Origin of the sequence: Moritella yayanosii (assembly GCF_900465055.1) — a bacterium.
Lineage (GTDB): Bacteria > Pseudomonadota > Gammaproteobacteria > Enterobacterales > Moritellaceae > Moritella > Moritella yayanosii.
The window spans coordinates 2,023,376-2,048,922 of record NZ_LS483250.1 but is presented as its reverse complement, the minus strand read 5'-3'; the positions used below and the strand labels follow the sequence as shown (position 1 = coordinate 2,048,922).

28 protein-coding genes are annotated in these 25,547 nt (G+C 39.8%); 13 read left to right on the top strand and 15 right to left on the bottom strand.

Annotated elements, in window-relative coordinates; translation table 11 throughout:
* Positions 1–271 precede the first annotated feature (271 nt).
* From MORIYA_RS09350 to MORIYA_RS09315, 6 genes are all read left to right on the top strand, one after another.
* Positions 272–1,222, top strand: a complete 951-nt coding sequence (locus MORIYA_RS09350) for a helix-turn-helix domain-containing protein (protein WP_112714626.1) — start codon at positions 272–274, stop codon at positions 1,220–1,222.
* 10 nt (positions 1,223–1,232) lie between these two features.
* The gene (locus tag MORIYA_RS09345; RefSeq protein ID WP_112714624.1) at positions 1,233–2,435 is read left to right on the top strand and encodes an EAL domain-containing response regulator; all 1,203 of its coding nucleotides are present in this window, start codon (positions 1,233–1,235) and stop codon (positions 2,433–2,435) included.
* Between the two features lie 201 nt (positions 2,436–2,636).
* The gene (locus MORIYA_RS09335) at positions 2,637–3,623 is read left to right on the top strand and encodes an ATP-binding response regulator (RefSeq protein WP_232011578.1); all 987 of its coding nucleotides are present in this window, start codon (positions 2,637–2,639) and stop codon (positions 3,621–3,623) included.
* Positions 3,624–3,842: 219 nt separating this feature from the next.
* Positions 3,843–4,478, top strand: a complete 636-nt coding sequence (locus MORIYA_RS09325) for a hypothetical protein (RefSeq protein ID WP_112714622.1) — start codon at positions 3,843–3,845, stop codon at positions 4,476–4,478.
* Positions 4,479–4,665: 187 nt separating this feature from the next.
* Positions 4,666–5,733 (top strand): efflux RND transporter periplasmic adaptor subunit, encoded by a 1,068-nt coding sequence (locus tag MORIYA_RS09320; protein WP_112714620.1) that lies wholly within the window; start codon positions 4,666–4,668, stop codon positions 5,731–5,733.
* Positions 5,733–8,900, top strand: a complete 3,168-nt coding sequence (locus MORIYA_RS09315) for a multidrug efflux RND transporter permease subunit (protein WP_112714618.1) — start codon at positions 5,733–5,735, stop codon at positions 8,898–8,900. The genes MORIYA_RS09320 and MORIYA_RS09315 overlap by 1 nt, the downstream gene beginning before the upstream one ends.
* Before the next feature lie 69 nt (positions 8,901–8,969).
* Here the strand turns inward: MORIYA_RS09315 and MORIYA_RS09310 are convergent, their stop codons facing one another.
* Both MORIYA_RS09310 and MORIYA_RS09305 read right to left on the bottom strand, forming a co-directional pair.
* Positions 8,970–9,626, bottom strand: coding sequence for a glutathione S-transferase (locus MORIYA_RS09310; protein ID WP_112714616.1), 657 nt, complete (start codon positions 9,624–9,626; stop codon positions 8,970–8,972).
* Positions 9,627–9,728: 102 nt separating this feature from the next.
* Entirely contained in the window at positions 9,729–9,992 is a 264-nt protein-coding gene (locus tag MORIYA_RS09305; protein WP_112714614.1) for a YdcH family protein, read from the bottom strand.
* 269 nt (positions 9,993–10,261) lie between these two features.
* Here MORIYA_RS09305 and MORIYA_RS09300 point away from each other — a divergent pair, with 269 nt between their 5' ends.
* Complete coding sequence (locus MORIYA_RS09300) at positions 10,262–10,894, top strand: hypothetical protein (protein ID WP_112714612.1); 633 nt, start codon at positions 10,262–10,264, stop codon at positions 10,892–10,894.
* Between the two features lie 114 nt (positions 10,895–11,008).
* Entirely contained in the window at positions 11,009–11,956 is a 948-nt protein-coding gene (locus tag MORIYA_RS09295) for a YeiH family protein (RefSeq protein ID WP_112714610.1), read from the top strand.
* Here the strand turns inward: MORIYA_RS09295 and MORIYA_RS20920 are convergent.
* The gene (locus tag MORIYA_RS20920) at positions 11,942–12,112 is read right to left on the bottom strand and encodes a hypothetical protein (protein WP_174216916.1); all 171 of its coding nucleotides are present in this window, start codon (positions 12,110–12,112) and stop codon (positions 11,942–11,944) included. The genes MORIYA_RS09295 and MORIYA_RS20920 overlap by 15 nt on opposite strands.
* Positions 12,113–12,577: 465 nt before the next feature.
* On the opposite strand from MORIYA_RS20920, the gene MORIYA_RS21715 reads away from it, so the two are divergent.
* The 3 genes from MORIYA_RS21715 (at position 12,578) to MORIYA_RS09285 (ending at position 13,919) form a co-directional block, all read left to right on the top strand.
* On the top strand, positions 12,578–12,796 hold the full coding sequence (locus MORIYA_RS21715) for a hypothetical protein (protein WP_331838543.1): 219 nt from the start codon (positions 12,578–12,580) through the stop codon (positions 12,794–12,796).
* A gap of 54 nt (positions 12,797–12,850) precedes the next feature.
* A complete protein-coding gene (locus MORIYA_RS21710; RefSeq protein ID WP_331838542.1) occupies positions 12,851–12,979 on the top strand; it encodes a hypothetical protein in 129 nt (42 codons plus the stop codon).
* A 166-nt stretch (positions 12,980–13,145) separates the two neighbouring features.
* Positions 13,146–13,919 carry a ferredoxin--NADP reductase gene (locus tag MORIYA_RS09285; RefSeq protein ID WP_112714608.1) on the top strand — a complete coding sequence of 258 codons (774 nt, stop codon included), beginning with the start codon at positions 13,146–13,148 and terminating at the stop codon, positions 13,917–13,919.
* 12 nt (positions 13,920–13,931) lie between these two features.
* Here the strand turns inward: MORIYA_RS09285 and MORIYA_RS09280 are convergent, their stop codons facing one another.
* On the bottom strand, positions 13,932–14,930 hold the full coding sequence (locus MORIYA_RS09280; RefSeq protein ID WP_112714606.1) for a LysR family transcriptional regulator: 999 nt from the start codon (positions 14,928–14,930) through the stop codon (positions 13,932–13,934).
* Between the two features lie 124 nt (positions 14,931–15,054).
* On the opposite strand from MORIYA_RS09280, the gene MORIYA_RS09275 reads away from it, so the two are divergent.
* Positions 15,055–16,323, top strand: coding sequence for a D-amino acid dehydrogenase (locus MORIYA_RS09275; protein WP_112714604.1), 1,269 nt, complete (start codon positions 15,055–15,057; stop codon positions 16,321–16,323).
* Here MORIYA_RS09275 and MORIYA_RS09270 read toward each other — a convergent pair.
* The 5 genes from MORIYA_RS09270 to MORIYA_RS09250 form a co-directional block, all read right to left on the bottom strand.
* Positions 16,320–17,249 (bottom strand): patatin-like phospholipase family protein, encoded by a 930-nt coding sequence (locus MORIYA_RS09270; RefSeq protein WP_112714602.1) that lies wholly within the window; start codon positions 17,247–17,249, stop codon positions 16,320–16,322. The two genes, MORIYA_RS09275 and MORIYA_RS09270, sit on opposite strands and share 4 nt — an antisense overlap.
* Positions 17,250–17,404: 155 nt before the next feature.
* Positions 17,405–18,259: a sigma-70 family RNA polymerase sigma factor gene (locus MORIYA_RS09265; RefSeq protein WP_112714600.1), complete on the bottom strand. Its 855-nt coding sequence runs from the start codon at positions 18,257–18,259 to the stop codon at positions 17,405–17,407.
* A 330-nt stretch (positions 18,260–18,589) separates the two neighbouring features.
* Positions 18,590–18,880, bottom strand: coding sequence for a YkgJ family cysteine cluster protein (locus MORIYA_RS09260; protein ID WP_112714598.1), 291 nt, complete (start codon positions 18,878–18,880; stop codon positions 18,590–18,592).
* Positions 18,880–19,551 (bottom strand): DNA-methyltransferase, encoded by a 672-nt coding sequence (locus tag MORIYA_RS09255; RefSeq protein WP_112714596.1) that lies wholly within the window; start codon positions 19,549–19,551, stop codon positions 18,880–18,882. The genes MORIYA_RS09260 and MORIYA_RS09255 overlap by 1 nt, the downstream gene beginning before the upstream one ends.
* A 243-nt stretch (positions 19,552–19,794) precedes the next feature.
* Positions 19,795–20,112 carry a DUF6172 family protein gene (locus MORIYA_RS09250; protein WP_112714594.1) on the bottom strand — a complete coding sequence of 106 codons (318 nt, stop codon included), beginning with the start codon at positions 20,110–20,112 and terminating at the stop codon, positions 19,795–19,797.
* Positions 20,113–20,265: 153 nt separating this feature from the next.
* On the opposite strand from MORIYA_RS09250, the gene MORIYA_RS09245 reads away from it, so the two are divergent.
* Positions 20,266–20,730, top strand: a complete 465-nt coding sequence (locus tag MORIYA_RS09245) for a hypothetical protein (protein ID WP_112714592.1) — start codon at positions 20,266–20,268, stop codon at positions 20,728–20,730.
* 8 nt (positions 20,731–20,738) lie between these two features.
* On the opposite strand, the gene MORIYA_RS09240 is transcribed toward MORIYA_RS09245, so the two are convergent.
* The 6 genes from MORIYA_RS09240 to MORIYA_RS20915 all read right to left on the bottom strand — a co-directional run bounded on the left by MORIYA_RS09240 (position 20,739) and on the right by MORIYA_RS20915 (position 25,351).
* Entirely contained in the window at positions 20,739–21,566 is an 828-nt protein-coding gene (locus tag MORIYA_RS09240; RefSeq protein WP_112714590.1) for an MlaA family lipoprotein, read from the bottom strand.
* The gene (locus MORIYA_RS09235) at positions 21,553–22,206 is read right to left on the bottom strand and encodes an MlaC/ttg2D family ABC transporter substrate-binding protein (RefSeq protein WP_112714588.1); all 654 of its coding nucleotides are present in this window, start codon (positions 22,204–22,206) and stop codon (positions 21,553–21,555) included. Before MORIYA_RS09235 ends, MORIYA_RS09240 begins: the two co-directional genes overlap by 14 nt.
* 51 nt (positions 22,207–22,257) lie before the next feature.
* A complete protein-coding gene (gene mlaD, locus MORIYA_RS09230) occupies positions 22,258–22,710 on the bottom strand; it encodes an outer membrane lipid asymmetry maintenance protein MlaD (RefSeq protein WP_112714586.1) in 453 nt (150 codons plus the stop codon).
* 20 nt (positions 22,711–22,730) lie between these two features.
* Positions 22,731–23,489 carry an ABC transporter ATP-binding protein gene (locus MORIYA_RS09225; protein ID WP_112714584.1) on the bottom strand — a complete coding sequence of 253 codons (759 nt, stop codon included), beginning with the start codon at positions 23,487–23,489 and terminating at the stop codon, positions 22,731–22,733.
* Positions 23,490–23,496: 7 nt separating this feature from the next.
* Positions 23,497–24,300, bottom strand: coding sequence for an MlaE family ABC transporter permease (locus MORIYA_RS09220; RefSeq protein ID WP_112714582.1), 804 nt, complete (start codon positions 24,298–24,300; stop codon positions 23,497–23,499).
* An 883-nt stretch (positions 24,301–25,183) separates the two neighbouring features.
* Positions 25,184–25,351 carry a hypothetical protein gene (locus MORIYA_RS20915; protein WP_174216915.1) on the bottom strand — a complete coding sequence of 56 codons (168 nt, stop codon included), beginning with the start codon at positions 25,349–25,351 and terminating at the stop codon, positions 25,184–25,186.
* Positions 25,352–25,547 lie beyond the last annotated feature (196 nt).

The following is a 25,547-nucleotide window of genomic DNA, read 5'->3' as shown; positions in this document are numbered from 1 at the left end:
AACGATCTGGCACACTTCACGCTAGAGTAATATTTTATGGATATGTAAAAATATCTGCCTAGTCGTTGAGATAGTGGTGATATTGCTTAGCATGTAGGCATTGTTTTTAAAGAAATTAAAAGTATTACTGTGGAACTAGTGCATACATAAACATATATTTAGTTTTTTATAAATTGATAGTGTTTTTGTTTCAAACTTAGTGTTTAATGTCGTTGAGCAATGACAGTGCTTAGGTTAGTGATAAGGGCATTAGATATAATTGGAAGCGAAGATGGAATTTAAAAAATACTCTTATCCAAAAACAATAATAATGAGGGTATTCTCAAGTTTTTTAAGAAAAATACGCGCAGAGCATAACCTTTCACAAGAAGGGTTACGGGCGTTATTAAATGAAAGAAGTCATTCTTTTGATAGCTTAGATACGATCTCAATTAGTCGTTGGGAACGTGGTATTAACACACCGTCTTTAACAAAACAGTCAGAAATAGCCGAAGTGTTTGGTGATGATCTGTTTAATATCTATAGTTCAGATCTTGATTTTGTCAAAGAAAGCTTATATGCCATTCAGCTTTCGGGTAACGGAAAAAATGACAAAGCAGCACATCCGTATTATAAAAATGATCAATACCATACCAAGTCAATGCTGCCTGACCACGTTGATTTTGCATCGATGTTAAAACTTTGCTTAATGTATGAAGGTAACCCGCGTTTATTACCGATACATCAAGAAATAACCTCAACAGCATTACTAAAACCGCTTAATTTAGTCTCGGCATTTTGCAATTCCAGCCAATTAGTAGGGCATTGCCTGTTTTGTAAAGTAAATACCAAAGCATTATTTGAGTTCATGAATTGCACTATCGGTATTATGGAACTACTGAATGTTGCGAAACAAGAGCGCGCGAATGTATTGGTGGTACTGTCTTCTTTTGGTGTTTCACCTGCCATTGATAATCATATGATGTCTGTTTACCTTAATCAGTTAGCGACAGATAAAGCGATTGAATATTTAAGTTTTAGTACTTGTGATAGCAAATTGAAACAAAAATTAATGCAGATGAAGATCCCCATGTTTAAAGTTAAACCAATTGAACATCAATCTAAAATCATTCAGAACTATTCGTTTATTATGAGTCGTTCTGAAGTCATGGCAAACCGAAATATGTTGATGCTTTCTGTGATAGCAACACGAGAATTACAATCCACGAATGTCGGTATATAGCGGAGTAATTATGAATATTTTGATTATCGATGACCAAAAGTTTGTCCGAGAAGCGATTAAAGCCGATCTTATCGAGAGTAGCTTCGAACATGATTTTCAGACGTTTGAAGCTGAAGATGCAAATCAAGGTATTGAAGCGATTGTGGCTATTGAAGGTAATATTGATTTACTGATCTTGGATTTGAAAATGGATAACTGTGATGGCATGGAGGTGATTAATTTTTTATCTGAGCACCCGAGTTATGCCGATATTCCCCTCGCTGTGATTAGTTCTTCGAATAAACGAACTTTGGCGTTAGTGGGTAGTATTGCCAGTAGTTTGAAACTGAACCTCGTCGGCGTTTTTGAAAAGCCGATTAATATGGACTTTATATTAGCGGAAACAGCACGTTTGCAACGTCAGCACGACCATCAAATGGTCGTTAAATCACCGGTAAGTGTCTCTGATTATGACATAAATCAGCTGTTTGCCGATGAACAAGTATTACTTTGCTTTCAACCTCAAATAGATATGAAAAGTAACGCTATTATCGGCTTTGAAGTATTAGCCAGAATGTATGATGAAAATGGTTATATTTATCCCGATACGTTTTTACCTTTGATTGATAAAGCGGGGTTAAATGTTGATTTTACTAAGATAATTATCGCGAAAGCATTCAAATTTTGGGCTCATGAAAAGATGTTATCGAGTTATACACTATCGATTAATGTTACCGCCGAAGACTTAAGTTGCGATAACTTGATTGACTACATCATCCGCCATAAACAAGCACATGCTGATATCAAATTAACGTTAGAGCTGACCGAATCACAAGCAATTATTAATCAAGCCAGTGTATTGAATTCTATCGCCAGACTGATTATTAATGACATTGGTATTTCACTGGATGATTTTGGTAAAAGTTATTCGACCTATGAACGTTTAGATACCATTCCTTTTAATGAAATTAAAATTGACCGCTCTTTTGTCTGTGATATTGATACCAATGAACAACACCACCTCATTGTGGAGTCGACGATCGCCTTAGCTAAAAAAATGTCGGTGAGTGTCGTTGCCGAAGGTATTGAGACTGAAAGCGTGCTTAATATTTTAGCTGAACTGGGTTGTGATATCGCGCAAGGTTATTTATATAGCCCGCCGATTGAAGGCCGTTATTTAACTGCCTGGGTCAATCGTTATCTGCATAAGGACATTGCCGCTAATGGTCATTGATATCAGTGATAACTTGCGTCATTTCTTCTGTCATTATCGTCAATAAAGGCGGTTACCTTTATACCAAGCCTTAGTCGGAGAGCTTGTTAATATTAGCTCGAAAACTGGATCAGTTGAAAATGATGACCAGCTGAATGCGTTAAAACATCAGCTTAAGGAATATGCCGTTATTTATCTATTGAGCTTGATGCACAGATTGAAGTGATAACAAGGCGTCAACAATTACATTGTATGGTTGAGCATATTCACGGGCAAGTTGTCGCGATGGTATCGAGTATTAATCATGAGATAAGAACGCCGATTAATACGTTGCAATACTTCAATAATATCAAAGATTATTATAACAAATTGAGTATGCCTGAAGGAAAAACACTGAATTTCCATGTCAGTGATACATTACCTAAAACAATCAGTGTGGATAGCTCTAAGTTATTTCAAGTCATTACTAACATGCTCAATAATGCATTGAAGTACAGTACGGGTAAGGCCGTAAGTTGCCATGTTGATATATGCCAGCGCCCTGCGTTTAACGAGGAATCAATCATCCGGGGTTATTATTTACGTATTTTGATCCAAGACTCTGGACTTGGTATGTCAGCATCAACCAAGGAATTGTTAATTAACCCTTTTTCGGTCGATACCGAGTCGAAGCAGCAACAAGTCTCGAGTATTGGTCTAGGGATTTATACTTGTAACCAATTACTGACCCAGATTGGTGGCAAGCTAAGGCTGCACAGTGTGAAGGATGAAGGCACTAAAATTATGCTGCACTTCCCCTGTCAGTTTGATCCATCAAGGTTATCGCAACCGTTAAGCCCCGTTAATTATGGTGATATGCATATTTTAATTGTCGACGATAACAGCTTTAATCTGGAAGTATGCAGCGCGATGCTGGCAGAACAGCAGTTTAATACGGTTTGCGCGAATAACTCGAAAGTTGCGTTAATCCAATTGGTGAATACCGAACCCGATGTTGTGATTGTTGATTATCAGTTAGATGAGATGAATGGCTTGGAATTAATTGCCAAAATGAAATGTATTCAAGCTAATACGCAAACCCAATATGTTATTTTGTCGGCGAATGATAAAAATGAGATAGCAGGCAGTGAATGTCATTCTGATATTGTCTTTATGCAAAAGCCGTTTAATATCGCGATATTTTTAAGTTGCTTGAGCAGCGGTAATTAATTTGTCCTTGTAGGGTGATGCTTTAGATCTTTCCACAAGCGTTCGTCATCGGTATTATTGATCGCATTAATTGGCGTATGACGATTGAACTCGATAACAAAAATTTAGCGGATAAAACTTTTAATATATCGCTGGAACACTGTTAAAATCCAATTCTCATTACCGTATTTACCCACATATCTTGAAGTAATATGGGGTTAACCAACAAAGGCAGCAACTGTGGACGCTTATATTTCCAAAAAAATTGATAACTCAGCGTTAAGATCTCATCCGTGGACGAGTATGGTTTCGGATGAGTCGAGTGTATATATGGATTTTAAATTACAGCCTCAGTTGATCCGTAGTGCATTAGAAGATCTGTTACCGTTTAAAAAGTGGGATTTTGTTGAACAGTTTTATAGCTTAATTGAATGGGTGAATGGTGCCAGCTCGTTATTGGAAAGTAACGACTGTGTGTTTAATGCCGCTGAAGATAATACCGATCAGCAGTACCCGTATGCGAAGAAATGCAGTGCGCGGTTAATGATCTTGTTCCGCGATATTCCTGAAAATTGTCAGGACAAAAGTATTCATTGGTTAATGAATAATATTCAATCAATGGCATCGTCGATGAAACCGAGTTTCAGCGCTGGCGCGATTGGTTTGTCGCAATCACCAACCTGCTATTTGGCGTTGGGTGATAAACCGGATACTGGCGGTATGGGTTATCAAGTGACGTTAAATTTCTTTGCTTATGGTAAGCATGAGCAAGCTTGTTATGAGAGCATGAAAGACGTGTTGAAAATTGCCCAACATGCTCTATTGCGGGTGAATATGCGCATTAAAAATGGTGAAATTGACGCGCTTTATCGTTAATGTTCACGGTTAAATAATAGTTTTTATAATATCATCTTGATCTTGACAAACTTTACACTAGTTGACCCTAATCTCCTCATTTTCTCCATATTTCCCTGCCTATTTTGCGGTATTATACGGTATCAAAATTGTAGATTTGCTATTCATGGATGAAGGCAGACACGCTCATTTTTATAGAAGAGATATAATGCATAAACGTACCACCTCCCTTGCGATCATTAGCGCACTGATGTTTAGTTTTTCTAGTTACACCATTCCAGTCCAGGCCAAAGGCGCGAAAGGGGGGAAAGGCCCAGAACGTGTGGTTTCTGTTTATACCGATACCGTGCAATATCACGAAGTTTCACAATCTATTTCGTTAATCGGTAAGTTACAGTCAGTACAATTTGTCAGCGTCGCACCGGAAGTTGCAGGTAAGGTTGATAGTATCAACATTGCTGCTAATCAAACGGTGACAGCAGGGCAGTTATTAGTGCAACTCGATGATAGTAAAGCACAAGCGGCCTTGCTTGAGGCTCAAGCTTATTTTACTGATGAACAACGTAAGCTAAATGAATATGCAACGCTGGTAAAAAGTAACGCTATCACGCAAACCGAAGTGTATGCACAAACGACATTAGTGGCTATTGCAAAAGCACGTTTAGCGGCAGCACAAGCCAATGTCGATGATCATTATTTAACCGCACCTTTTGCTGGTACAGTTGGTTTATTAGATTTTAGTCGCGGTAAGATGGTATCAATTGGTACTGAGCTGTTAACGCTGGATGACTTATCGATAATGCAGCTTGATCTGGCAGTGCCAGAACGTTATTTATCGCAATTATCAACGGGCATGGTCGTGACGGCAACAAGTCGTGCATGGGCTGACCAGCGTTTTAAAGGCGAGGTCGTTGCCATTGATTCTCGTATTAATCCTGATACATTAAATTTACGTGTACGCGTTAATTTTGAAAATGCTGATAACCGCCTTAAACCAGGCATGATGATGTCATCAAGTGTGATTTTTCCGGTGATCAACGAACCTATCATTCCAGTACAAGCAATAGAATACTCAGGCACAAAACGTTTTGTATACGTTGTCGGTGAAGATGAACGTGTTACGCGAACTCAAGTATTCTTAGGTGCACGTATTGTTAACCAAGTATTGATTGAAAATGGACTCGATATTGGCGACCGAATTGTTGTGCAAGGTCTGGTTAATATGCGTAACGGACTGCAAGTGAATGATTTGACTGGTCAACAGGAGACTAACTAATGTGGTTGTCTGATACGTCAGTTAAACGACCGGTTGTTGCGATTGTACTCAGCTTATTGCTGTGTATTTTTGGCGCAGTGTCGTTTAGTAAACTTGCGGTACGCGAAATGCCGGATGTTGAAAGCCCTGTTGTCACCGTGATGACACGTTATGATGGTGCTGCGGCCTCTATTATGGAAAGCCAGATCACCTCGGTGATTGAAGATCAAATTACCGGTATTAGTGGTATCGATGAAGTAAAATCGGTTACCCGTAATGGTATGTCGCGTATTACGGTGACGTTTGAGCTGGGCTGGAACTTAACCGAAGGTGTCAGTGATATTCGGGATGCGGTTGCCAAAGCGCAGCGTAGCTTGCCGGATGAAGCCGATGATCCCATCGTATCGAAAGATAACGGCAGTGGTGAACCCTCGGTTTATATTAATTTAAACTCCACCGAAATGGATCGTACTCAGCTTACCGATTATGCCCAACGGGTATTGGAAGATCGCTTTAGCTTGATCTCTGGCGTGAGTTCGGTTGATTTATCCGGCGGATTGTATCAGGTCATGTACGTTAAGTTGTTTCCTGATTTAATGGCTGGCCGTGCGGTTACCACCAGTGATATTGTCGATGCATTAAAAACTGAAAACGTTGAGAATCCAGGTGGTGAAGTACGTAACGATACCACGGTAATGTCAGTGCGTACCGCTCGTTTGTATGCCGAGCCACAAGACTTTGAATACCTTGTCGTACGCACGACCAGTGATGGTTCTCTGGTGTATTTACGCGATGTCGCCCAAGTGTATGTCGGCGCTAAAAATGAGAGTTCATCATTTAAAAGTAACGGTATCGTTAACCTGAGCTTGGGTATTGTCACGCAATCGGATGCCAATCCTTTAGATGTCGCGTCTGCGGTACGTGCAGAAGTCGATAAGATGCAAGCCTTTTTACCCGAAGGTATGAGTCTGACTGTGGATTACGATTCTACCGTGTTTATCGACCAATCTATTTCGGAGGTTTATAGTACGCTATTTATCACCGGTGGTTTGGTGGTATTAGTCTTGTACATCTTTATTGGTCAGGCGCGTGCAACGTTGATCCCAGCCGTTACTGTGCCTGTCTCTTTGATTTCGTCATTTATCGCCGCTTATTATTTTGGTTTTTCGATTAACTTAATTACTTTAATGGCATTGATCTTATCCATTGGTTTGGTGGTGGATGACGCCATTGTGGTCATCGAGAATATTTTTCATCACATTGAGCAAGGTGAAAAACCATTATTAGCGGCGTATAAAGGCACGCGAGAAGTGGGCTTTGCGGTAGTTGCAACCACCATGGTATTGGTTATGGTGTTCCTGCCTATTTCGTTTATGGATGGTATGGTGGGGCTGTTATTTACCGAGTTCTCGGTATTACTCGCAATGTCAGTGATTTTCTCGTCGTTGATTGCATTGACACTAACCCCTGTACTTGCCAGTAAGATGTTAAAATCAGAGCAAAAAACCAGTCGTTTTAGTGTGTGGATGGAAGGATTATTCCAGCGCTTAGAAAACGCTTATCGTAGTCTTGTCACCAAAGCAATTGCATATCGCGTGGTTGCGCCTGTGGTTATTATCGCCTGTGTGGTGGGGAGCTTCATTTTAATGAAACAAGTGCCATCACAGCTGTCTCCACAAGAAGATCGCGGGGTATTATTTGTGTTTGTTAAAGGTGCGGAAGGCACCAGTTTCAACCGTATGACCGCAAATATGGATATTGTTGAGAGGCGCTTATTACCGCTGGTTGGCAAAGGTGTTATTAAATCGTTTAGTACCCAAGCACCTGCATTTGGTGGCCGTGCTGGGGATCAAACCGGCTTTGTGATCATCATTCTTGAAGACTGGGCAGACCGTAGTGTTAGCGCAGGTGAAGCGTTAGGCATGGTAGCAAAAGCGTTAAAAGATATTCCCGATGTGATGGTACGTCCTATGATGCCTGGTTTCCGTGGCGGATCGAGTGATCCGGTGCAATTTGTACTCGGTGGTTCTGATTATTCGGAACTAGAGAAATGGGCGAATTTACTGAAAGCCAAAGCAGAAGAAGCCGGCGTATTAGTCGGCGGCGATCTGGACTATTCAGAGAAAACTCCTGAGCTGGTGGTGACTATCGATAAAGAACGTGCTGGCGAACTGGGCATCAGTGTTGATGAAGTGTCAACAACGTTAGAGATCATGCTCGGTGGCCGCAGTGAAACCAGTTATATCGAACGTGGGGAAGAATATGATGTTTACCTGCGTGGTGATGAAAATAGCTTTAATAACGTTAACGATTTAAGTCAGATTTATATTCGTAGTGCTAAAGGTGATTTGATCACGTTAGATACCATTACCACAATCGAAGAGGTTGCATCGGCAAATCGTTTATCGCACAGCAATAAGCAAAAATCTATTACCCTAAGCGGTAGTGTAGGTGACGGTTATACCTTAGGTGAAGTCTTGGACTTTTTGGATGCGCAAGCCGTTGCATCATTACCGAGTGATATTTCCATTGCTTATTCTGGCGAGTCAAAAGACTTTAAAGAAAACCAAAGTAGTATTTTAATTGTGTTTGGTTTAGCGCTGCTGGTGGCTTATTTAGTATTAGCGGCGCAGTTTGAAAGCTTTATTAATCCGATGGTGGTGATGTTCACTGTGCCTATGGGCGTGTTTGGTGGCTTCTTAGGCTTGTATGTCATGGGGGGTGGTCTGAATATTTACAGTCAGATTGGCATGATCATGTTGATTGGTATGGTGACTAAGAATGGTATTTTAATTGTAGAATTTGCCAATCAGCTACGTGATCGTGGTGTAGCAATTGAACAAGCTATTATAGATGCGTCTGCCCGTCGTTTACGTCCGATTCTGATGACCGCATTTACCACGTTAGCGGGTGCTATGCCATTGATCTTGTCTACTGGCGCTGGTTCGGAAAGTCGTATTGCTGTGGGTACTGTGGTGTTCTTCGGCATGGCGTTTGCGACCTTGGTTACGTTATTCGTGATCCCTGCAATGTACCGTTTGATTTCAGGCGCAACACATTCTCCAGGTTATGTAGAAGCGATGTTAGAAGCGGAATTAGCAGAGCAATCAGCAAAATCGTCTGCAGCTAAAACAGATAAAACGAACACACAGATAAGTGATGTGCATGTAGTGAAAGAGGTGGCTTAATTTTTCATTGTCGTTCAAACTAACGATAAGGGCAAACATAATTGATATTATGTTTGCCCTTTGTTGTTTTTAGTCGGCATGTCCAAATAAAAATTCTTCGTTAGTTTCTAACCACTGCGGGTATTTCGCCATTGCTTTAGCAAAGCGTTGATCTTGTAAATGTTTATTCAGCCAATTACGTAAGTGTGGTAGGGGAGCTTGCAAATACCACTGGCGATCAACACGGGAAAACTGACGGATGAGCGGTAAAATTGCGTAATCAGCCAAACTGACTTTGTCACCTATTAAATAAGCATGTTGGCTTAGATGCGATTCGAGCATGGTTGCATAAACCGCACATTGTCTGCGTAACTCAACTTCATTATCGGTATGGTAACGTACCGCGTATTTGTATTTACTTAATGCGGAAGTAAACACCGTATCGTGAATGTCAATCAGGGCGAGCATGGCTGGATATGCTTCGGGTTCATTTCTGTGCAGTAAGTCTAATGGATCACTCTGATGCAACGCCCAAATCATAATGTCTAAACTTTCGTCAATAACAGTACCGTCATCAAGTACTAATACTGGTACTGTCGCCTTCGGTGATACCGCGAGCATTGCAGCCGGTTTATTTTTCATTACCACGGCACGTAACATCACGGCTTGTTGGGCGAGTAATAACCCCAGTCGTGCGCGCATCGCGTAAGGACAGTTTTGTAATGAGTATAAAATTGGCAGTGACATTGAGCGTTTCCTTTCTTCTTCGTCAACGTGATTGTAAATTACAGCATAAGACATTTTAATTGATTGAATTAAAAAGCGAACCATAAGATCCGCTTCGTTATTTTAAGAGGCCGCTATGACTTCGTCATGGTGTTGTTTTAGTTGCTTATATAACACATCTTTTAAATTGGCACGTTGTAATTTTAACTGCGTCATGTGCTCATCACCCGTCGGACTGCCATCCATTTCTAATTGGCGAATGTCATAATCGAGCACGTGATATTGTTTTGATTTTTCTCTAAACGTTTCATTTTTATGGGTCAAATATACGATATCTTGTTTTAATTCTGGAAAGTCAAAAATAAGTGCGTGATTCTCATTTAGCATAGGTTTTCCTCAAGAGTGAAAGTAAACGTCAATAACTACCTTATTACTATAGCACCCCACTATTTACGAAAGTTGACTTAATCGTGGTTACAGATAATTTTGCACTAACAACGAGGTAGGCGTATGACTGGTAAATATACCAGTCCACTGCTATTTTAATGTATTTAATTGTATTTAATTATATTTGTAGTATGTTGCACATCTTTATTCTCTGATTTATGCTAGTCACGTTGGGACGCTACTAAATTTAAGTTCAATAGGAGCTCATTATGCAAGTTCATTATTCCTCTTCACCTACAATCAAAACGATTCAACAAGAAATAGTACAGTTTATTTTATTAATACTGATTGTCGCGGCTGTATGTTTAACTATATTTTTGGATGTGATGGTATTAGAACACGGTGTTGGCGAGCGCTCTTTAACTGAGTATTATCAGCAAGTATTGATTTTTTCAGTTGCGTGTAGTTTTGCCTATGCAGTAAAAATAGATAAAGGTAATCGTCATTTTCATGTGCTGGTCATGGGTTTTTTCACTTGTATGCTGATTCGTGAATTAGATAGTTTTTTTGATCAGATAGTGCATGGATTTTGGCTTTACCCCGCGTTATTGGTTTTTGTCACATGCAGCTTGTATGCATCAAGGAATAACCGTGACACATTAGAAGGGCTCGCTCAGTTTACGCGTCATCGTAATTTTCAAAGTATTGTTGTAGCTTTAGTTATCATCCTTGTTTTTTCGCGCTTATTTGGTATGGGAGAGTTGTGGAAAGCGATCCTTGTTGATCATTATATTCGTTTAGCCAAAGATATCGTTGAAGAAGGCACTGAATTATTAGGCTATTCGTTATTGTTTTTCAGCTCGATTGGTTATATTCGTAGCCTGCCTCATCGCGATTTATGACATTGATATTATTCATTGATGTTCAATTTAAATGAACATCACGTTCACTTCATTCTGATGTTTTTAACCAAGATGACAGGTTATACTGATGACTCTTATAAATAGAGAGTCCTTATGTTTAAATCACTTGCCCATTATTCATTCCAAAAGACAGATTTGTTATTTATTGTTATTGGCTTTTTATGTTTAACACCGCTTATCTCATCACCTGTAGCGTTAGTGCTGGGTTTTACGCTAGCCACACTAGGTTTAGTGCCTAAACATATTAATTTAAGCGTGATAACTAAAAAAACCCTCGCTTACTCTATTGTTGGCTTGGGCTTTGGGATTAACTTAGAAGAAGCGATTGTCGCGACCCAAGATGGGCTGGGCATTATCGTTACTTCGATTTTTTGTACGTTAATACTTGGCTGGATCCTGACTAAAGCATTTAAAATTGAAAAAAAGACCGGGTATTTAATTTCTGCAGGTACGGCGATTTGTGGTGGTAGTGCGATTGCCGCTATTGCGCCCGCCATTAATGCCAAAAATGATCAAACATCATTAGCGTTAGCGACCGTATTTATTCTTAACTCTGTGGCTTTATTTCTCTTCCCTGTGATTGGTCACCTATTGGAAATGAGTCAACATGCCTTTGGTGTTTGGAGTGCGATTGCAATTCACGATACGTCATCTGTTGTCGGTGCCGCTTCTGCTTATGGCGATGAAGCATTATTAACGGCGACAACATTAAAGTTGGCGCGCGCATTGTGGATCGTACCGGTGGCTTTTATCAGTGCCTTACTATTTAAAGGTGACAGTAAAAAATTAACGATCCCGTTTTTCATCTTATTCTATTGTTTTGCCATCTTCATTGCGTATGTACTGCCGGATTACCAGTCGCTATATCAAGGTATTTTTAGTGCCTCTAAACAAGTATTAGTGATGTGTTTATTCTTGATCGGCGCGGGGATCACAGTGCAAAAAATAAGAGATGCAGGTGTCAAACCATTACTACTCGGTGTGTTACTTTGGATCGTGATCAGTGTTAGTTCGCTGACTTATATTTTATTTTTTATGTAACAGTATCGTTTTTTCGTCTTTATTTTTTCTTAATAGATAGGTTATCAATAAAGAAAATGCGACGAGATCTAATGCTGATGACGTTAATCCACTCGTGAAGACTGACAATAATATGGATAAACATACCAGCAGCATGATGAGTTTGTTAATAAGCATATTGGCCCCTTGTTATTACCTCTGTTTATATTATTGGAGCAAGGGGGTAAATAGGAAATACCGTAAACTTATAACTTATAACTCGTAAGCGATAATTAACCACATGATAAATAAAGTTCAAAACACTGATTTTAGTAAGGTTATGTTGGTATTTAACCACTTTCTGTTTGATATGCACCCGAGGATATGTGTTTTTTCATATGAAACGTGAGGTCTGTCAAAGTATATAAAATGTTTTATAGTTGTGATCAACGTTAAAGGATTCTGCGTGTTCTTTTCCTAAAGTTAAAAAATTAACATTGGCTGTAAGCCAGCATCAGGAAAAAAATAATAATTAAAATAACAATAAAAACAAAGCTAATTACGCACAGAAATTAATACTTTCAGACAAACCATCTCGAATATATATGCCAACAGTGCGTCACCCGTTCAGGCTAAGCTGAGTATTTATTAATAATTACCGAAATGAGCACCGCTGCCGATATTATTGCGCAAAATGCGGTGCAGACCGCATCGAATACCTTGAGTGCGAATGATGAAGCTAAGGCCTCTAAAATTTCGGTCGTGGATGCATCGAGTAGTGTGATGGCGTGGGTTCGAGAGATGGGGAGTGCATCAGCAAGTATTCATACCATGAATAAAAATACTCAGCAGATTGCAGAGGTATTGGAAGTTATCGCATAAATTGCTACTGCATCGGAAGAGCAAAATTCAGTCACGGAAGAGATCTCTCGGAACATGCATTCGATTCAAGATATGGTGCTGGTATTAAGTAAAAATGGCGAGGAAACAAAGGAGAGTACCAAAAACCTTGCGACAGCGAATGAACAACTTGCAGCGCTAGTGAGTCAGTTTAAATTGGTGTAATTTAAGTAGACATATGACTTAGTGTTAACCTATATTAGATTTATATCTATAGTATGGTTAACGCTAGATAATACGTAATAGAACTCTCTGACTGAGTTTAATTAATACCGCACGTTGCCTTAGTTAAGGGAGTTACCACCAATAATATACATTTGTGAGGTCGGTAATGAAGGAAATACCACATGGTCTAGTTAAAGGAGAAGTTACTGGGCGTATTAACTGGACTGATAGTGAATTCAGTTTGCAGATCACCGCCGATATTTCTCGCTATACAGCTGGTCAGTTTACTAAACTGGCACTGCGTGATAATGCTGGTGAGTGGGTTCGTCGTGCTTACTCATTTGTTAACTCTCCGAATCAGGCGCGGGGTCAACAAGTGATGGAGTTTCTTATTATTACCGTTCCGGATGGGCAATTATCCTCGCGATTAGATAGTTTGCAAGTCAGCGATGACGTGTATGTGGGTAGAAATCCTGCCGGTTTTATGACGCTGGATGAGATCCCGCGTTATACAAAAGATCTGTGGTTATTGTCTACTGGCACCGCGATTGGCCCTTTCCTAGCACTACTTGATGAAGCAGAGACGCAACAGCGTTTCGAGAACCTAATATTAGTTCATGCGGTAAGAACGTCGGCAGAATTAGTATATCAGGAAAAAATACAGCAACTTGAAGAACGGTATCAGGGTAAGTTTCATTATGTGCCGATTGTGTCCCGAGAAAATAGAAAAGCGACATTACGCGGTCGGATCCCGGCGTTCTTAGAAACCGGAGAATTGGTTAATGTAGCCGGGGTGCCATTGAAGCCTGAACGTAGTTTTTTCTATTTATGTGGTAATCCGAGTATGGTTAAAGACACGAGTGAAGTGTTAAAGCAACTTGGCTATCAAAAACACTCACGTCGCAGCGCTGGCCACTTTAGTTCTGAAAACTACTGGTAATTATTTTCGCGTTTATTTTTTACGTTGTTGCGAGCTCAAAACTTGTTGTTTTAACCAGATTTTAAAGCACTCAATGGCAGGTGAGTGATGATGTTGAATCAAGTAGTATCCAGCGTTTGCATCGATAGGGCTGAAAGGTGAGACTAACCCTTCCTTGGCTAAATCGGCGGCGGTTGACCCGCTATTAAACAGTGCACAGCGTGCTAAGGCAACCCCTAAGCCGGCAGCGGCAGCGGCCATTGCCATATCCGTACGGTTAAAATAATGACCGTGTTTACTGAGCGTTTGTCTTCCTGTTGTTGTGCCCGCCATCTGCTGTAACCAAAATTGCCATTCTGCGTCTTTATCCGCGTGCTGCCAAGGCATCGCATCATGTAACAGCGTAATACTCTGCCAGAGTTCATTATTATGACACTGCTTAATATCGTTCGATGCCACCACTTTCTGAGCATGATGCCAGTCAAAATTAGCCATGTATTGTGGGCTCATCACGGGTAATAACTGCTCTGCCAATAACAATTCCGCGTTAATCTTTTGATCACTCGATTGATAGGGGCTTTGGCCATAATCGATTGCCAGATCAAAATTAGTATCGGTATGATCCACCAATGCACCTTCGGCAAAGGTATGGATCTTGATATTGGGGTATTGTTGATAGAAATCTTGTAAGCGGGGGACTAACCATTTATATGCAAAAGACGGGGTGAGTTTAAGATGCACCTCACCAGCATGGCGATTAACTTGTTGTAACTGGCTAATGACATCGCCAATATCCGTTAAACTTTGTGCGACGACTTGATGTAATTGATATCCCGCGGAAGTTAAACGAATACCGCGAGAATGGCGCTCAAACAGGGTTAATTTAAGGGTTTGTTCTAACTGTTTTATTTGTTGGCTGATCGCGCCTGTGGTGAGGTGTAGTTTTTTAGCCGCTTGCGTAAAACTATGACAGCTAGCGGTGGCTGAAAATGTGGCTAAACCAGATAATAGATTATCGTTCACTTTTAACATCAAGGATCTCTTCGCATATGCAGCGTTTAGTTTTACTAAAGGCTAATGTTAATACTTATGGATTGTTAAGTAAATGTAACGCTCTTATGCTAGCCGATTATTCATTAGCGATAGTCGGTATAAAATGGAAGTCATGGTATTAGGTTGTGGGGTGATTGGGTTAACGTCAGCGTGGTATTTGGCGCAAGCTGGGCATGATGTGACTGTCATTGATCGCCAGCCAAGGGGGGCTGAAGAAACTAGTTTTGCTAATGCGGGACAGATTTCTTATGGTTACTCATCTCCTTGGGCTGCGCCTGGTATACCGGTGAAAGCAATTAAATGGCTGGCGCAAAAACACGCCCCGTTAAAAATAAAACCGGGACTGTCACCCGATTTGTATTTATGGGCAGCAAAAATGCTAGCCAATTGTAATCAACATAGCTACGAGATTAATAAAGCGCGGATGTTGCGCATTGCCAACTATAGCAGAGACTGTTTGATTGAATTACGTCAGCAGCAAGACATTCAATATGAAGCTCGGCAGCTGGGTACATTACAAGTATTCCGTCATGAGTCACAGTTAGCTGCAATAGCCAAAGATATTAAAATATTGGCTGATAGTGGCACGTTATATGAAGAGTTAGATGTTGCGGCTTGTATTGCTGTGGAGCCTGGATTGGCAGGTGTTAAAGATAAAATTGTCGGAGGGTTACGTCTACCGGATGATGAAACCGGAGACTGTTATATGTTCTGCCAGCAGCTAACAGCATTAGCGCAAGCTGCGGGGGTTAAGTTTAAATTTGATGTAACGGTTAATAAACTTAACCATAGTGACAACAAAATCAAGTCAGTCAGCACCAATGTGGGTGAGTTAACGGCAGATGCTTATGTGGTCGCGATGGGGTGTTATTCATCGGCATTATTATCACCAATCTTGTCACCGCAAGGTTTAGTTATGCCTATTTATCCGGTAAAAGGGTATTCGCTCACGGTGCCGATTGTTGATAGTAGCCAAGCGCCAGTATCAACCGTGATGGATGAAACCTATAAAGTGGCGATGACGCGTTTTGATCAACGAATTCGGGTTGCTGGAACAGCAGAGTTGGCTGGATATAATTTAGACCTGACAGAATCTCGAAAAGACACGATAGTGATGGTGATAAACGATTTATTTCCTAACGCTGGTGATATGAGCAAAGCTGAATTTTGGACTGGATTACGACCTATGACGCCCGATGGTACGCCGATTATTGGTAAAACGCCGATGGCTAATTTATTTACTAACTGTGGGCATGGTACGTTAGGTTGGACCATGGCGTGCGGCTCGGCGCGTTATCTTGCTGATGTTATCAGCGGTGTTACACCTGATATTGATAGCAATGACTTGGATATTTATCGCTATGGCCGTTAGTGCTCGCTAAATAACGCGGCATGATGACTCGATAAGAATTGGGTGCCCATTTCGTAGCCCATGTTGTAATCGGCCGCTAATGCTTCATCACTGCTACCAAGAATACGGCTTGCTAACGTTTTTAATGGGGCGATTTCAATTATCTGCGCATCTTCTGGTGGTGACTGTATAAAGTCTAGCGCCTCATTGTAGGCGTTTTCATGACCCGTGATGATATCCAATACTTTTGGACAGCGCTGTGAGCTGCATACCCAAGACTTGAGTTTATGCGCCCACGAAGATTGTACATATTGATGTGCAGGGACAGTGCGCAGTACAATGATCTTTTTAGCGCCGCGATGATAAGCTTCTTGAATTGGAATCGGCAATGCCACTCCGCCATCCACGTAGTGGCCGTCACCAATCGCTACACCTTTCTTATACAAATAGGGCAACGCACTGGATGCTTTTAGCATGGTGAGCCAATTATCTGCGGTTGGTTCAAGAAAAGCGGGACAGAATCCATTGATATTAGTCGCTGAAAAGAGCAGTTGACGGTTTTTTAATTGTGCTTGTGCGCAGTTCATATTGAGCTGATACTCGGGGTCGTTAACTCTATCAAAATACCAATCTAGATCCACCGTATTACGTCCGGATAGCGGGCGCTTTATATCAAAAAAATCGGGGTGTTTGGATAGTTGCATGATCGAACGTTTAGCATGTCCTGATTGCTTCGTCATGTAACTTGATAAATTTTGAGCACCTGCGGATGTCCCGATAAGTAATGAAAAAGGGTTAAAATCATGGGCTAGCCAACTATCTAAGATACCCGCTGTAAAAATACCGCGTTGCCCACCGCCTTCGACAACCAGTGCTGCGTCTTTGATCGGTGTTGTCGCTGGACAACTTACGACATTGGTTAAGGTATTGTTTTTTAATTGGTACATATATCCTCCGGCGGTAGCAAGGAACTAATTTACCTGATTATAGGTGAAAGGTTAATTCGATTGTTTGTTTTAAATTGATAGTTTTTAGCTATTGAGACATTATATTAGCCCTTTGAAAGGCTAATATAATTAACGGCAGGAGCGATTCAGATTAGTTAGTTTAGATAGTCTTGTTGGTTTACGCTGTTGACTAATAACTCGGGTTTAATTTTTTGTAAACTAGCCGTAATAATTTGACGTACACGTTCTCTTGACATAAATAGACGTTCACCAATGGCATTAAGTGTCATAGGATCTTCTCTACCAAGACCAAACCTGAGTTCGATGATCTCTCTGTCACGATCACATAGGTGATTTAATACTGTTATTAGATAGCTAGATGTATCGGTTTTTTCTATTTCATCATTCGGTTTACAAATAGAGCTGTCTTCAATCAGATCGACTAATGCTGTATTTGAGTCATTCTTAGTTGCAATTGTTTTATCTAGACTGGCCTCAGTGAAGTAATAAGAAAGTACATTAACAACTTCATCGAATTCAAGTTCTAAGTTTATGGCAACTTTTTTTAAGTCATTATTACACTTTAGATCAAGTACTTTTTCACGGGCATTTTTTAGAATGCGTTTGTATGTTTTACCGATATGAATAGGTACGCGGATCGTACGGGATTGATTCATGATAAAACGTTCGATATTGTTTTTAATCCACCACACTGCGTAAGTTGAAAAGCGGAAACCTTTGGTGGCATCAAATTTTTCAACCGCGTGAATTAAGCCCGTATTACCTTCTTGAATTATATCAACAAGTGATAATGAAGTATGTTGATAACGTTTAGCTATGTTGATCACTAAGCGCAAGTTGGACTGGATCATACGTTGACGTGCTTTTTGGTCTCCTCCATGAACTGCAATGGCAGTATCGTACTCTTGTTCTTTGGTAAGTAAGACACTGGTTTTATTCACTTGTTGCATGTAAAGGTCTAATGCGTTTGATTCATTAAATAATTCCATTTTGTAACCCTCAACGTATCCTATTAGCGATATTCGCTCATCCCTGTAAAATACGTAACTCTATGACAGATGAAGAAATTCATTATGTGACAGCTTGTCTAATTATATTCCTCCAAATCTAAAAATATAGATAGTGATATAAATAAAAAGAGAGCCATGTTGTGAATAGGTTAAAAGAATGGAAAAAATAGGAGTGATGTCTGACCAGTTTTTAGAAAAAACTAACTAATTTTGTATAGGGAGGAGTTCATTTATACCGATAATTGTTCTATATCAATCTGTGGGTTGCTTGTGTCCCCACAGATATTGCGAGCATATACTTACGTATAGTTACATATGCGCTTTACGTTCTTCTTCACACTCGAATGATGCCATTTCAAATATGCGACATACCCAAGGCCTATTTTCATAGATACTGCACATTAACGTGTCTCTATCGAGTGCAGCACACCAACCATCATGACCCTGCGCCATTACTTCACCACCCCAGTCATCTGTTGATATGTAACGTTTCGGTACGCCTGTATCGGTAAGAAGCATCACTTCTAAGCGGCAACAGCATGCTTCACAGTTCGAACAGGTTATTTCTGTTACTGGCAGATTAGTTATTTCAATGGTCATTATGATGCCTTTTCTACCGGTTTAATGCGGTTATTAACAAACGCATGGGCAGCCAGTGCAATATCAGCGCCTTCAGATTGCCGACCTAGATTGGCTGCTGCCACTAAGGTTGCGCCTGAACCAAAGAAGGGATCAATAACCAGATCATCAATACTTGAACTTTGTGTAATGAGTTTTTCAATTAATGGCACCGGTTTTTCGGTTGGATAGCCACGCCAAACACGTTTTTCTTGTAATACATCTGGCATACCTAAATCCTGTAATTTACGTTTCCCTTTTTCGAAAAATAAAATGAATTCATAACGTGCACGATAATGGTAACCCATGCCAATGACGCATTTGTCCCAGACAATTGGTTTCCAAAATTTAAACCCGAGCTCTTCCGCTATCGGTTTAATCACAAACATGGTTTCTTGATCGCAAAATAAATAGAAGTGACTGTTTTTTTTCAGTACTCGATAAATTTGTTCAATTAATGCAGGGAAATCACTGTTAGGGAAGATACTAAACCATTGGTTACTCGAACCAGCACTATTTGTTAAGCGGGTTGTGGTACCTATTTTACGGTGTTTTTCTAAGGATTCATAAGGTGGGTCTGTGATAACTAGATCCACGCTTTCATTCGGGAGGGTTTTTAACCAATCTACAGCATCAATCTTGTGTAACTTCATTTATTTTTTCAACATGTTTGCAGAGGTCTGCATGAATTAGGTCGCCATGTTATCAGGTAACGCTCGCAAACAGTAGTTTTGCATTCGGTTAGTAAAATATAACCACAACGGCCGTTATGACTAAGCGGTGTTACTTTGCTAGCAGGTTAAGCAAACGTTTAACTTGAATGAGCAGGGATGGGGGATTGTACTGCGGTAATAGGTAATATCAGCAGAGAGTATCGAGACTCCCTGCTGATATTATTATTCTTCGCCGTAATCTAAATCTTCGTCTTCTTCACTGATCACGCGAATGCCATCTTTTACCAACACTTCGATATAGAAAGATGCATCTTTGCTTAGGTCGCCACTATCAATTGATTTATTGATTTCAGATAAGTGAATAACCTGCGCTTCTTGTTCTGTTGCACCATACTTACAATCAAAGTCCCAGTAGTCCACGCCTTTAGGTAAAACCTTGTTGCGTTCTCTTTTAATGTATTTTCTGATCTCGCTTTTAATCGAATCAATTTGGCGCGCAGGAGCAATTTTTGGATGGTTTAATATAAACGTTTTTTTCATTTTTACCCTTTAAGGAATAACGGAATAATTCATAACATAGATTAATTATATCAGGGAAAAGAATAAATGTGGTGAACAGTACAATTTGTCTGCACTTTTAATCGAATTAGATGTTATTGTTGCTGATAATTATGCGTCATAATCGTGGGGGGGATGATGAAATATAGTGTATTAATGATCTTATGCCTACTGACCTCGACTGCGCAGGCCAGTTATTGCAGTGGTAAAAATTGGCAGGATGCTTATCAGCTTTATACGCATAATATTGATTTACTAAATAATCACATCGACCGCTATAATGTACTGTTGGATAAAGTCAATTTATCTGAAGTCGGTAAGGGTGAGCAACGGTTTCGAGTGGCAAAATCATCCATTGAAGAGTTAGATCAGCTCAATATTGAGGTGGAAAGTTTAGAGAGTAAGTTTAATAAGGTAAAGCAATTCTGGCAGTTGATCAGTGATAACTGCTTACATGATGATGAACTCGATTATAATAATAAAGCGCTGGAAAATGTACGAGGGGCAGATATTGGACGCAAAGAAGTGAATGACTTGTTGTCGCGAATTGAAATTGTAAGATCACGTTTTTTTCAAGCCATTAAACTTACTCATTATTAAACCTATCACTAGTCTTCCGCAACGAGATCTGCACGGTTTTCGATATAAAACTCTTTCATGCGCTCGTAAGGATCGATGTAGGCTTGTTTGAAGGTTTCGTAATCGCCGAGGCTAAAGTATGTCGTATTTACTTTATCGACTGCTTGTACCGTGATTGACAACTTATCGGGTTGTAAATAGGTCAGTGGACTCAGAAAATAGTCGGTACTACGTCCAATAGTATCCCTTAAGGTTGAAGGGCCAAATACTGGCCAAACAATATAGGGACCATTGCCAATCCCATATTTTCCTAATGTCAGCCCCATGTCTTGGTCATTTGTTTGCCAATCCAAGTAATGTGCTGCAGGGTCCATAACACCGAGTATACCAACCGTAGAATTTACTGCAAAGCGTCCCAATTCAGTGCCTGTCGACGCCAAATCTCCTTGCATTAAGCTACTGATAAAGCGTATCGGCATAGTGATATTGTGAAAAAAATTGGTCACACCGACACGAAAAAACAGCGGTGTAATCGCTTTGTAACCTAATGCAGTCGGACGTAGTACCCAGAAATATAGCTTATCATTGACATGAAACATGGCTTTATTGAAGTAATAAAAAGGGTCTGATATTCCAGTCTGTGGTGCCGGTTCAATAGGGCTATCATCACTGAATAAGTCATCATCATCTTCATCGAATAGTCCATCGTCGTCAATAAATACTGACGCTGAGGATGAAACCGAGGCGACTGAATAAGATGCATCACTATTTTTCGAATTGGCACCACCACTCATCACTAAAATGAGCAACGATAGCACCACCTTAGCTGAAGACAGTGATTTATTATTGTTTGGCATTATTCCCCGAATGTGCTAAGTTTTTTTCATTCAACAGTGCTAATAATTCATCCGGTGTATTTTTTAATAAAATTGCCGAGTACTCTTTACGAAATGAACTAATCAGACTTCGACCTTCAACTTTAATGTCATAGATACGCCATTCATCATTCTTTAGTCTTAATGAGTAATCGATGGTAGTTTTATTGTTAATTAAGCTGTTTACACGTGCTCGTTGCATCTTACGTATTGGTTTCATTGCTGATGTTCGGGTCAGTTGTACCGATAACTGGTTGTTGTTATTGAGTTTGTCTAAATACAAGTTACCCAAGTGAATTGTAAATGCATTAATAAACTCGGCTTGCTGCTTGTCCGTAAAACGACGATTGCTGTAATCACCCAGCGGACTTGTTGCACCAGCAGAAAATTTACCCAGCGTTAACTCCGAAATCAAGATGAAATCAAAATAACTTATCACAATAGGCCAGAGTTTTTTACGTTTGATTACAGTTGTCAGCGTGGGATCATTAATTATGCTTAAAGATTCTTGCATCGCACTGTCAATCAATGCAGTCGCTTGGTTAATGTTATGGGTATTCGCATTAACTGCTGTCGTTAAGAGTAAAAGTGTTGCAATACATAACGTAATAAATTTTTTCATAGAATGCCTCATAATGCAAAGTTCGAATATAGCGTAACGCTTGTGAAGTGATTATTCCCCTTCACTACTAAATACATATTTACTGATGAGATCTTCAATATCAAGCGCGGACTCTGTTTCTTCAATACTATCACCTGCTTCTAGATATTCATCACTCCCACCTGGGGTAAGAGACAGGTATCTATCGCCGAGTAATCCTGCTGTTTTAACGGATGCAATAACATCGACAGAGAGGGTTATCTCTTTGTCTATATTTAGTTTTACCCGGGCAATTTTAATATTTGGCAACAATACAATATTATCAATTTGACCGATCTTAACGCCCGCCATTTCCACATTTGCCCCACCTTTTAGGCCAGTAGCAGAATTGAAATCGGCATACACGCTATAATAGTTATCGCTGAGTAACTCCATTTTCCCGAGTTTAATCGTCAGGTAACCGACACACAGTATACCGATTAGTACAAATATACCGACAGAAGTTTCAATGGATGATTTTTTCATAATGGTTCCAATTTATTACGTTAATCGATATCGAGTAGTGAGGACTCATGCCCGTGAATAAATGCTGAAATAACGGGATTGTCATCATTGTTAAGCTGTTCTGGAGTACCTTGAAAAATAATGTCACCTTTATTAAGTAATGCAATACGCTGAGAAATACTAAATATCTCAGGGATTTCATGACTGACAATGACCCCAGTAAAACCAAGTTTACGTTGATAGTTTGCAATCATCTGATGAACCGCTTTTTTACGTATCGGATCTAATCCCGTGGTCGGTTCATCAAATAAGATAATTTCAGGATCTGTCACCAGAGCTCGGGCTAGCGCGACCCTTTTGCGCATACCACCCGATAGTTGTCCGGGATATTGCTGCTCAGTACCGATTATGTCGAGTTGTGTCATGCGTATTTTAACACGTTGTTGTATCTCTGTTTTAGTTAATTGACTAGCTTCTTGTAAGGGCAGAGCGATGTTGTCATATACCGTCATTGAGTCAAACAGAGCCGAATCTTGAAACATATAACTAAATTTCTTTTTTAAGCTAAGCTGCTCAACCGAAGAGTGAGCAGAGAAGGCCTTACCTGTAAAAAGTATAGTGCCTGAATCAGGCTTAAGTAAGCCGATAATATGCTTGAGTAAAACGCTTTTCCCTTCACCACTTTTCCCTATGATCGTGGTTATTTCACCCTTAAAAATACTGAGGTTAATGTTATTTAAAACTGTGTTGTTGTCGAATGATTTACTGACATTACAAAGCTGAATCAGTGGCGTATCCATAGCATCCCTATAATAAAAACGACGTTAAAATATAATCGATGACAAGTACTAGGATACTGGCTTGTACAACTGCGGTTGTTGTGGATAGACCTACACCTTTCGCACCAAAATTGTCACGACGAATATGGGTATAATAACCGTGATAGCAGCAGACGATTATTACCGTTATGGAAAAAAATATTGATTTAATAAAACCGCCAGCGACATCGGCCATGATAACGCTATTTTCGACGCGATAGAAATAAGTCGCGGGATTAATGCCTAATAATTGAGACCCAGTAAGATAACCGCCAAAGATACCCACAGTATCGAAGATAGCCGTTAATAGTGGAAAACTAATCAGCGCAGCAATAATACGCGGGCTAACGAGGAACCTGATTGGATCTATGGTCATTGTTTTAAGCGCATCAATTTGTTCAGAAATACGCATAATGCCAATTTCTGCTGTCATTGCTGAACCGGCACGGCCGATAATCATGATAGCGGTTAATACCGGGCCTAACTCACGAATGAGAGTAAGTGCAACCGCAGAGCCAAGTAAGCTAGTTGAGCCAAATTGAGAGAGGGTATAATAGCCTTGTAGTCCTAATACCATACCGGTAAATAGTCCGGTAATACAGATAACGATGATGGACTTAGCACCAATAAAATACAGTTGTTCAAGCACTCTGCTCCATTGCCAAGGACGAGAGAACATATGTACTACACTATGTATGAGGAAGAGTGTAGCTTTACCAAAACCTTGGAGTAAAGCGAGTGTTGCACGGCCAAGTTGGGTGATTGGGTTTATCGAAATGTTCGCTTGAGACATGCGTATTCCTTAATAACGTTAAATCTGTTTTATTTTTTAATGCACAGCATAAAATAAAACAATATAGAGTACTATCAAATATTTAATGTGTCAAAGCGAACTGGTCAGTAATCTGATTATTATGGACATGGCTACCTATCTAAATTTATATAATGTATTTTAGCTAATTCCAGCGCAAATAAATGACGGTGTACTATATTAGTTATTAGGTCGACCGGAATATTTGTTTCTATCTACCTCCCGTAATATAGTAAGTAAAGTAGTAAAAGTAAGTAAGTAAGTGTAAGTGAATGTAAGCGAATACTGTACGTGGCATATACGTGTAAGAAAGTGTTAGTGAAGACCGCATATGAGAGATGCGTGAAGTGAAGAAGTAAGTGTAAGTGAAAACGTAGATGTAAGTGAATAACGTAGGTGACAGATACGTGTAAGAAAATGTAAGTGAAGACGTAAGTGTTAGTGAATAGCGTATATTAAATGTACGAGTTAGTGAAAAAATGTAAGGAAGTTAGTAAGTGATAAAAGTAAGTCAATGTAAGAAGTGTATTACGGATACAGAAGCAGGCTTTTTGGCCGACCCCCTTTTCCTTATATGTAAGTCAGGCTGGCAGTCTGGCTTTTTTTTGTCTAAAATCCCGTCCAATTATTCTTTCCAATTTAGTTGCCACTGATCAATACCAATCACAATAAATAGATGATCATTTATTTAATGCAATCGGTATGAGCCAATAAACGGATGTAGATGTTTTTTATTAGATCATAATAGGCATGATTTTAGTTGGGATAAGATAAACACGCAGGAATATATGAAAAATGGTGGGGGATAATATCCCGATATTAAAACGCTTTGTAGTTAAAACATCGGGAATTGGTATTGATGTGATTAGCTATTTACTAGCATATCAATAAAGTTACGGCGTTCTTTTACTGTTGCAAGTTGAGCTATTTTCTCACCTTGTGAATCTGTAAATGCTACTCGGTTTTTGTGAACTGAAATCGAGTGTACCGGTTGTTTAATTTGGATCTGTGTACCATTAAAAATAATAGTCATAATAAAACTCACTATAAAGGCGTAGCTTAAAGCTATCGCGTTATTTGTAATAAGCTTCATTACCGTATAACGATAATATTCTGAAATCTAACTATCTTTATTCTTTTATAAATAGCTGATTTGATTAGAAGTGTTTACAGCACGCAACATTTGCTGTATTTCGTTGTTCAATAATTTAGCTTTATGTGTTGGATTT

Coding starts and splice junctions, on each gene's coding strand:
- MORIYA_RS09295 (WP_112714610.1), top strand. CDS start 11,009: ATGTTTAAATCACTTGCCCATTATTCATTCCAAAAGACAGATTTGTTA.
- MORIYA_RS21715 (WP_331838543.1), top strand. CDS start 12,578: ATGAGCACCGCTGCCGATATTATTGCGCAAAATGCGGTGCAGACCGCA.
- MORIYA_RS20920 (WP_174216916.1), bottom strand. CDS start 12,112: ATGCTTATTAACAAACTCATCATGCTGCTGGTATGTTTATCCATATTA.
- MORIYA_RS09320 (WP_112714620.1), top strand. CDS start 4,666: ATGCATAAACGTACCACCTCCCTTGCGATCATTAGCGCACTGATGTTT.
- MORIYA_RS09270 (WP_112714602.1), bottom strand. CDS start 17,249: ATGTACCAATTAAAAAACAATACCTTAACCAATGTCGTAAGTTGTCCA.
- MORIYA_RS09260 (WP_112714598.1), bottom strand. CDS start 18,880: ATGACCATTGAAATAACTAATCTGCCAGTAACAGAAATAACCTGTTCG.
- MORIYA_RS09345 (WP_112714624.1), top strand. CDS start 1,233: ATGAATATTTTGATTATCGATGACCAAAAGTTTGTCCGAGAAGCGATT.
- MORIYA_RS09225 (WP_112714584.1), bottom strand. CDS start 23,489: ATGGATACGCCACTGATTCAGCTTTGTAATGTCAGTAAATCATTCGAC.
- MORIYA_RS09310 (WP_112714616.1), bottom strand. CDS start 9,626: ATGTCACTGCCAATTTTATACTCATTACAAAACTGTCCTTACGCGATG.
- MORIYA_RS21710 (WP_331838542.1), top strand. CDS start 12,851: ATGCATTCGATTCAAGATATGGTGCTGGTATTAAGTAAAAATGGCGAG.
- MORIYA_RS09300 (WP_112714612.1), top strand. CDS start 10,262: ATGCAAGTTCATTATTCCTCTTCACCTACAATCAAAACGATTCAACAA.
- MORIYA_RS09240 (WP_112714590.1), bottom strand. CDS start 21,566: ATGCCAAACAATAATAAATCACTGTCTTCAGCTAAGGTGGTGCTATCG.
- mlaD (WP_112714586.1), bottom strand. CDS start 22,710: ATGAAAAAATCATCCATTGAAACTTCTGTCGGTATATTTGTACTAATC.
- MORIYA_RS09280 (WP_112714606.1), bottom strand. CDS start 14,930: ATGTTAAAAGTGAACGATAATCTATTATCTGGTTTAGCCACATTTTCA.
- MORIYA_RS09285 (WP_112714608.1), top strand. CDS start 13,146: ATGAAGGAAATACCACATGGTCTAGTTAAAGGAGAAGTTACTGGGCGT.
- MORIYA_RS09275 (WP_112714604.1), top strand. CDS start 15,055: ATGGAAGTCATGGTATTAGGTTGTGGGGTGATTGGGTTAACGTCAGCG.
- MORIYA_RS09315 (WP_112714618.1), top strand. CDS start 5,733: ATGTGGTTGTCTGATACGTCAGTTAAACGACCGGTTGTTGCGATTGTA.
- MORIYA_RS09255 (WP_112714596.1), bottom strand. CDS start 19,551: ATGAAGTTACACAAGATTGATGCTGTAGATTGGTTAAAAACCCTCCCG.
- MORIYA_RS20915 (WP_174216915.1), bottom strand. CDS start 25,351: ATGACTATTATTTTTAATGGTACACAGATCCAAATTAAACAACCGGTA.
- MORIYA_RS09305 (WP_112714614.1), bottom strand. CDS start 9,992: ATGCTAAATGAGAATCACGCACTTATTTTTGACTTTCCAGAATTAAAA.
- MORIYA_RS09245 (WP_112714592.1), top strand. CDS start 20,266: ATGATGAAATATAGTGTATTAATGATCTTATGCCTACTGACCTCGACT.
- MORIYA_RS09250 (WP_112714594.1), bottom strand. CDS start 20,112: ATGAAAAAAACGTTTATATTAAACCATCCAAAAATTGCTCCTGCGCGC.
- MORIYA_RS09265 (WP_112714600.1), bottom strand. CDS start 18,259: ATGGAATTATTTAATGAATCAAACGCATTAGACCTTTACATGCAACAA.
- MORIYA_RS09235 (WP_112714588.1), bottom strand. CDS start 22,206: ATGAAAAAATTTATTACGTTATGTATTGCAACACTTTTACTCTTAACG.
- MORIYA_RS09220 (WP_112714582.1), bottom strand. CDS start 24,300: ATGTCTCAAGCGAACATTTCGATAAACCCAATCACCCAACTTGGCCGT.
- MORIYA_RS09350 (WP_112714626.1), top strand. CDS start 272: ATGGAATTTAAAAAATACTCTTATCCAAAAACAATAATAATGAGGGTA.